Origin of the sequence: Enterobacter sp. 940_PEND, assembly GCF_001059415.1 — a bacterium.
GTDB lineage: Bacteria > Pseudomonadota > Gammaproteobacteria > Enterobacterales > Enterobacteriaceae > Enterobacter > Enterobacter cloacae_M.
The window spans coordinates 1-1,945 of record NZ_JUMS01000030.1; the positions used below are offsets into that span (position 1 = coordinate 1).

Below are 1,945 nucleotides of genomic sequence, written 5' to 3' on the forward strand. Positions count from 1 at the left end.
ACCTCAAAAACACCATCATACACTAAATCAGTAAGTTGGCACCATTACCATAAATGCTATATTATTATTGTAACCAATGTTTTTGAATAAAGTATATACATGAGATGCTTGCACATTGGTAAAGAAATCCTGAAAATCCAAGTTTAGTATATATTGGTTTCCTTCATGAGGTTTTGCATTATCAAGTATAGATTTTTTTCGTACAAAACCTTTCGCGTAAACTGAAGGTGACAATTTATCTAAAATAGATCTGAGTACCCAACGTTGTATTGCCTTTAATTCTTTTACAGGGCTTTCTATGTAACGGATACCACCAGATTTTTTTTTCATTTCAATACGGTGGTAGTATCTATGGTTATTAAAGCTAAATTTTGAAATTATCTCTTTCGGAAGCCTGATGAATTGAGATAAATCATCTACATTCTCAAGAATTGGAAGGGATAAAAGTTGCTGGGTGTACTTTCCTTGATGAGCATTCATGTTCGTTTCATCAGTAGTGTAGAGGTGCATTATCTCGCTTTAAAAAACGTGTGCTAGTTTTTAACGGCTAAAGCTGTAAGGCTTGATGTACGAGTCCCCCAAGTCACGGTGGGCGGGAGTTGGGGGACTCGATCATCAAGCTATCTCTGTGATGTTTTGCGGGAACGGAGAGACTCTCCATCCACTGTGAACCTAACTAACGAACTAGCTAAGTCACCAGCTTAAAAACTAGCACACTCGAAAATTCTAAGATGAATCTTAGTCATTGTCTAGCATATTGTTTATTCATGATTTTCGCCCTTAATTCAGCAAGTGATGATTTCAAATAGAAACTATTAATTATCGAGTTATAACCAATTTGAGTTATACTGAATAATCCCTCTTGTTGGTTAATCATTCCTGCCCTTATGAGGGAGTGTGTAGCAGCTTTACAGGCAACATTATCTCGATTGTCAAACTTTCTCTCCATGATCAGCTCCATGGTTTTATACACCGAGCGTAAATTTAAATCATCAAATAGATAGATTAAAAGAAGGACGTGTTGTGAATATAATAAGATATTGTCCAATTTTTTCTTCTTTCTACCACTCGGAAGAGTTTCTTTAATTTTTCCAAGTACTAATTTTACATGTTCGGGGTTCTTTTCATCGAAGTTCTTTGGAATATCATATATTTCCCCACCATGGGTTCTGACAAGGCGTATAGGTCCATGATTTATGAAGCTTTTCCCTGATTTAAATTCCCCCATTCTCATCACAAGCATTTTGTTAGCTAGGGCTTTATCCATGGAAAATGCACCTAGTTCAGCGAAAGAACCCGGACTTTCAGGTATAAGAACTATAAGATCGACAGAGTTTGCAAGCTGAGTTTCTAGCGATAGCAAACTGTTCTTTCCCTGACCTTCGAGGAGATCTTCAAACAAATCCTCTGGATAAGTTAGAGTGATACCTTTCTCTTGAGAAAGAAATGTCGAGAATTTATATCGAAGACTTTTTTTGTCAGATTTATCTTTCCCACATAAAAAGATTGTTTTTTGGGAATCATCAAATCCGTTAATCAATAGATCTCTAATTTCGTCAATAGTTTGATGGATATGTAGGTCCGGAAACTTATTGATAATGCTATCTTTGGGAAGTTTCATGTTTGTTCCTAACAATGGCACTCCTCGTATGTAACCCCATATTATATTATAAAAAGAGTGTAACTGCATCATAAATGTCTTAACGTAGCATCGTTTGAAACTCTTAAAAAACATCTATATCAAACGTATACAAATGGCATTATAGTATCTCGTGGTGTAAGAATTACTGGCCTTAAGCACACAAAACAATCGAAAACCAGGTCTCTCGATTTTTGACAAAAATTTTAAGTAATCTTTTACTCAGGAAAAAGTACAGTCAGTTTCAATCTGCCTTAGGCTTTGTTGAATAAATCAGATTTCGGGTAAGTCTCCCCCGTAGCGGGT

The 1,945-nt window shown here is 35.9% G+C and carries 2 protein-coding genes; both read right to left on the minus strand.

Annotated elements, in window-relative coordinates:
• Positions 1-27: 27 nt before the first annotated feature.
• Complete coding sequence (locus ADJ24_RS05045) at positions 28-480, minus strand: reverse transcriptase domain-containing protein (protein WP_233424605.1); 453 nt, start codon at positions 478-480, stop codon at positions 28-30.
• A 262-nt stretch (positions 481-742) separates the two neighbouring features.
• Complete coding sequence (locus ADJ24_RS05050) at positions 743-1,621, minus strand: retron St85 family effector protein (protein WP_023284895.1); 879 nt, start codon at positions 1,619-1,621, stop codon at positions 743-745.
• Between the last annotated feature and the right edge of the window lie 324 nt (positions 1,622-1,945).

What these genes read in the sequence shown, in the direction of transcription:
- ADJ24_RS05045 (WP_233424605.1), bottom strand. Translation starts at nt 480, where the DNA reads ATGAATGCTCATCAAGGAAAGTACACCCAGCAACTTTTATCCCTTCCA.
- ADJ24_RS05050 (WP_023284895.1), bottom strand. Translation starts at nt 1,621, where the DNA reads ATGAAACTTCCCAAAGATAGCATTATCAATAAGTTTCCGGACCTACAT.